The sequence below is a fragment of the Pelagibaculum spongiae genome (genome assembly GCF_003097315.1).
In the GTDB taxonomy this organism is placed as follows: Bacteria; Pseudomonadota; Gammaproteobacteria; order Enterobacterales; family Pelagibaculaceae; genus Pelagibaculum; species Pelagibaculum spongiae.
Genome location: NZ_QDDL01000018.1, coordinates 1 through 5,291 on the forward strand (window position 1 = coordinate 1; position 5,291 = coordinate 5,291).

General features: G+C 50.8%; 2 tRNA genes and 2 rRNA genes. All 4 read right to left on the reverse strand.

Annotated elements, in window-relative coordinates:
• Positions 1–39: 39 nt before the first annotated feature.
• The 4 genes from DC094_RS21775 to DC094_RS21790 all read right to left on the reverse strand — a co-directional run bounded on the left by DC094_RS21775 (position 40) and on the right by DC094_RS21790 (position 5,179).
• Positions 40–2,931, reverse strand: a 23S ribosomal RNA gene (locus DC094_RS21775).
• Between the two features lie 415 nt (positions 2,932–3,346).
• Positions 3,347–3,422, reverse strand: a tRNA-Ala gene (locus DC094_RS21780).
• Between the two features lie 6 nt (positions 3,423–3,428).
• A tRNA-Ile gene (locus DC094_RS21785) sits at positions 3,429–3,505 on the reverse strand.
• 132 nt (positions 3,506–3,637) lie between these two features.
• Positions 3,638–5,179: ribosomal RNA gene (locus DC094_RS21790) — 16S ribosomal RNA — on the reverse strand.
• The 16S and 23S rRNA genes sit together here with 2 tRNA genes alongside, the layout of an rRNA operon.
• Positions 5,180–5,291: the final 112 nt, after the last annotated feature.

The following is a 5,291-nucleotide window of genomic DNA, read 5'->3' on the forward strand; positions in this document are numbered from 1 at the left end:
GATTACTCGCAAACAACCAGCAAACTGCTTGGGTGTTATATGGTCAAGCCTCACGGGCAATTAGTACAGGTTAGCTCAACACCTTACAGTGCTTACACACCCTGCCTATCAACGTTGTAGTCTTCAACGACCCTTCAGGGACTCAAGGTCCAGAGAGATCTCATCTTGGGAGAGGCTTCGCGCTTAGATGCTTTCAGCGCTTATCCCGTCCGAACGTAGCTACCGGGCAATGCCATTGGCATGACAACCCGAACACCAGGGGTTCGTCCACTCCGGTCCTCTCGTACTAGGAGCAGCTTCCCTCAAATCTCTAACGCCCACGGTAGATAGGGACCGAACTGTCTCACGACGTTCTAAACCCAGCTCGCGTACCACTTTAAATGGCGAACAGCCATACCCTTGGGACCGGCTACAGCCCCAGGATGTGATGAGCCGACATCGAGGTGCCAAACACCGCCGTCGATATGAACTCTTGGGCGGTATCAGCCTGTTATCCCCGGCGTACCTTTTATCCGTTGAGCGATGGCCCTTCCATACAGAACCACCGGATCACTATGACCTACTTTCGTACCTGCTCGATGTGTCTATCTCGCAGTTAAGCCGGCTTATGCCATTGCACTAACCTCCTGATGTCCGACCAGGATTAGCCGACCTTCGTGCTCCTCCGTTACTCTTTGGGAGGAGACCGCCCCAGTCAAACTACCCACCATACACTGTCCCCGACCCGGATTACGGGCCTGGGTTAGAACCTCAAGCATACCAGGGTGGTATTTCAAGATTGACTCCACGTCATCTAGCGACAACGCTTCAAAGTCTCCCACCTATCCTACACAAGTAGGCTCAAGGTCCAGTGCAAAGCTGTAGTAAAGGTGCACGGGGTCTTTCCGTCTAGCCGCGGGTACACTGCATCTTCACAGCGATTTCAATTTCACTGAGTCTCGGGTGGAGACAGTGTGGCCATCGTTACGCCATTCGTGCAGGTCGGAACTTACCCGACAAGGAATTTCGCTACCTTAGGACCGTTATAGTTACGGCCGCCGTTTACCGGGGCTTCGATCAAGAGCTTCGCTTGCGCTAACCCCATCAATTAACCTTCCGGCACCGGGCAGGCGTCACACCCTATACTTCCACTTACGTGTTTGCAGAGTGCTGTGTTTTTAATAAACAGTCGCAGCCACCTGGTTACTTCGGCCAGCGTCAGCTCAGGAAGCAAGTTCCATCACCAATACCGGCGTACCTTCTCCCGAAGTTACGGTACCATTTTGCCTAGTTCCTTCACCCGAGTTCTCTCAAGCGCCTTGGTATTCTCTACCTGACCACCTGTGTCGGTTTGGGGTACGGTTACTGTTCACCTGAAGCTTAGAGGTTTTTCCTGGAAGCATGGTATCAACTACTTCATCTCCGTGGAGACTCGTCATCAGTTCTCAGCCTTAGGAATCCGGATTTGCCTAAATTCCCAGCCTACAACCTTAAACACGGACAACCAACGCCGTGCTAGCCTAACCTACTCCGTCACCCCATCGCAGTGAACACTAGTGCGGGAATATTAACCCGCTTCCCATCGACTACGCTTTTCAGCCTTGCCTTAGGGGCCGACTCACCCTGCTCTGATTAGCATAGAACAGGAACCCTTGGTCTTTCGGCGGGGGAGCATCTCACTCCCCTTATCGTTACTCATGTCAGCATTCGCACTTCTGATACCTCCAGCCAACTTCTCAATTGACCTTCGCAGGCTTACAGAACGCTCCTCTACCATGCATAGCAAGCTATGCATCCGTAGCTTCGGTGAATGGTTTAAGCCCCGTTAAATCTTCCGCGCAGGCCGACTCGACTAGTGAGCTATTACGCTTTCTTTAAATGATGGCTGCTTCTAAGCCAACATCCTAGCTGTCTATGCCTTCCCACAACGTTTCCCACTTAACCATTACTTGGGGACCTTAGCTGACGGTCTGGGTTGTTTCCCTTTCCACGACGGACGTTAGCACCCGCCGTGTGTCTCCCGCAATTGTACTTATTGGTATTCGTAGTTTGCAAAGGGTTGGTAAGTCGGGATGACCCCCTAGCCTTAACAGTGCTCTACCCCCAATAGTAAGATGCGAGGCGCTACCTAAATAGCTTTCGAGGAGAACCAGCTATCTCCCGGCTTGATTAGCCTTTCACTCCGATCCACAAGTCATCCGCTGGCTTTTCAACGACAGTCGGTTCGGTCCTCCAGTTGATGTTACTCAACCTTCAACCTGCCCATGGATAGATCGCCGGGTTTCGGGTCTACACCTTGCAACTATGACGCCCATTTAAGACTCGATTTCTCTACGGCTCCCCTAATCGGTTAACCTTGCTACAAAATGTAAGTCGCTGACCCATTATACAAAAGGTACGCAGTCACAGAACAAGTCTGCTCCTACTGCTTGTATGCACACGGTTTCAGGATCTATTTCACTCCCCTAAACGGGGTTCTTTTCGCCTTTCCCTCACGGTACTGGTTCACTATCGGTCAATCAGGAGTATTTAGCCTTGGAGGATGGTCCCCCCATGTTCAATCAGGATATCACGTGTCCCGACCTACTCGATTTCACTTAAAACAGGATTTCAGATACGGGGCTATCACCCTCTGTCGCCGGACTTTCCAGACCGTTCTCTTATCCATGTAAAAGCTTAAGGGCTAATCCGCGTTCGCTCGCCGCTACTAACGGAATCTCGGTTGATTTCTTTTCCTCCGGGTACTTAGATGTTTCAGTTCCCCGGGTTCGCCTCTCTGGTGCTATGTATTCACGCCAGAGATACCTGTCTTATGACAGGTGGGTTTCCCCATTCGGAAATCGTCGGTTATAACGGTTGTTTGTCACCTCACCGACGCTTATCGCAGACTTCCACGTCCTTCATCGCCTCTGATTGCCTAGGCATCCACCGTGTGCACTTGGTCACTTGACCATATAACCCCAAACAGTCTGTTACTCTGGCCGTACAAGCATTGATTGAGTCGATCCGAATTAAATAAATAATCCCGATGCGTCAATCGACGACCAGCAGAATAAGTTTGAGTTGTTTGCTTTGTTTTAATGCGATGTTGAGTCAAATTCAGGGAGTTAAATACTTCGAAGAAGTAAGTCACTGTGAATTCAATTTCAACGCTGGCGCATTAAAATGATTTCAGCTTTACAAAACCAAATTGTTAAAGATCTAATATGATGGGCTGCATCATACTGACAAAAGTCAGAGGTAAATAATCTGCTGTATGAACAGCAATCACTTAACTATGACTTCTGGATGTCATTCCAGGGTAATTCTACTGAGTTACTGCTAGGTGGCTGACTTGAATCAAACCAGATAGGTACTTCAAAAGAATTGGTGGAGCTATGCGGGATCGAACCGCAGACCTCCTGCGTGCAAGGCAGGCGCTCTCCCAGCTGAGCTATAGCCCCGGTATTTGGTGGGTCTGGGCAGATTCGAACTGCCGACCTCACCCTTATCAGGGGTGCGCTCTAACCAACTGAGCTACAGACCCGATGCTATATCGATCATCATTAACACACTATTTAATTAAACAGCACATCAAAGACGCATCGAGTTGCTGACATCTCTAACTACATCATTCAGGCAATTTGTGTGAACACTCACAGGTGGGATCGATAAGTAATAAGGAGGTGATCCAGCCCCAGGTTCCCCTAGGGCTACCTTGTTACGACTTCACCCCAGTCATGAACCACTCCGTGGTGACCGTCCTCTGCAAGCAGTTAGACTAGCCACTTCTGGAGCAACCCACTCCCATGGTGTGACGGGCGGTGTGTACAAGGCCCGGGAACGTATTCACCGCGACATTCTGATTCGCGATTACTAGCGATTCCGACTTCATGGAGTCGAGTTGCAGACTCCAATCCGGACTACGACGCACTTTAAGGGATTCGCGCACTATTGCTAGTTGGCAGCCCTCTGTATGCGCCATTGTAGCACGTGTGTAGCCCAGGCCATAAGGGCCATGATGACTTGACGTCGTCCCCACCTTCCTCCGGTTTGTCACCGGCAGTCTCCCTAGAGTTCTCAGCCGAACTGTTAGCAACTAAGGACAAGGGTTGCGCTCGTTACGGGACTTAACCCAACATCTCACGACACGAGCTGACGACAGCCATGCAGCACCTGTCACTGTGTTCCCGAAGGCACCAAACTATCTCTAGTAAGTTCACAGGATGTCAAGGCCTGGTAAGGTTCTTCGCGTTGCATCGAATTAAACCACATGCTCCACCGCTTGTGCGGGCCCCCGTCAATTCATTTGAGTTTTAACCTTGCGGCCGTACTCCCCAGGCGGTCAACTTATCGCGTTAGCTGCGCCACCAAATCCCAGACGGATCCGACGGCTAGTTGACATCGTTTACGGCGTGGACTACCAGGGTATCTAATCCTGTTTGCTCCCCACGCTTTCGCACCTCAGCGTCAGTGTCAGCCCAGAGTGTCGCCTTCGCCACTGGTGTTCCTTCAGATATCTACGCATTTCACCGCTACACCTGAAATTCCACACTCCTCTGCTGCACTCTAGCGAACCAGTATCAGATGCAGTTCCCAGGTTGAGCCCGGGGCTTTCACATCTGACTTGGCAAGCCGCCTACGCGCGCTTTACGCCCAGTAATTCCGATTAACGCTTGCACCCTCTGTATTACCGCGGCTGCTGGCACAGAGTTAGCCGGTGCTTCTTCTGCGAGTAACGTCAAGACTATTGCATATTAAACAATAATCGTTCCTCCTCGCTGAAAGTGCTTTACAACCCATAGGCCTTCTTCACACACGCGGCATTGCTGGATCAGGGTTGCCCCCATTGTCCAATATTCCCCACTGCTGCCTCCCGTAGGAGTTCGGGCCGTGTCTCAGTCCCGATGTGGCTGATCATCCTCTCAGACCAGCTACGGATCGTTGCCTTGGTGAGCCATTACCTCACCAACTAGCTAATCCGACGCGGGCTCATCTAATAGCACAAGGTCCGAAGATCCCCTGCTTTCCCCCTAAAGGCGTATGCGGTATTAGCATCCGTTTCCGAATGTTGTCCCCCACTACTAGGTAGATTCCCACGCGTTACTCACCCGTCCGCCGCTCGACGCCTGATAGCAAGCTATCTTCGTTTCCGCTCGACTTGCATGTGTTAGGCATGCCGCCAGCGTTCAATCTGAGCCATGATCAAACTCTTCAATTTAAAAATTGAGGTGATCAATCTGGCCAATCTTGAACACAAGCATAAGCTTGATATTCTTTCATGGTCACTTGATCGGTGCGCTAGATAAATCCCGTAAGAATAAATTCTTAAG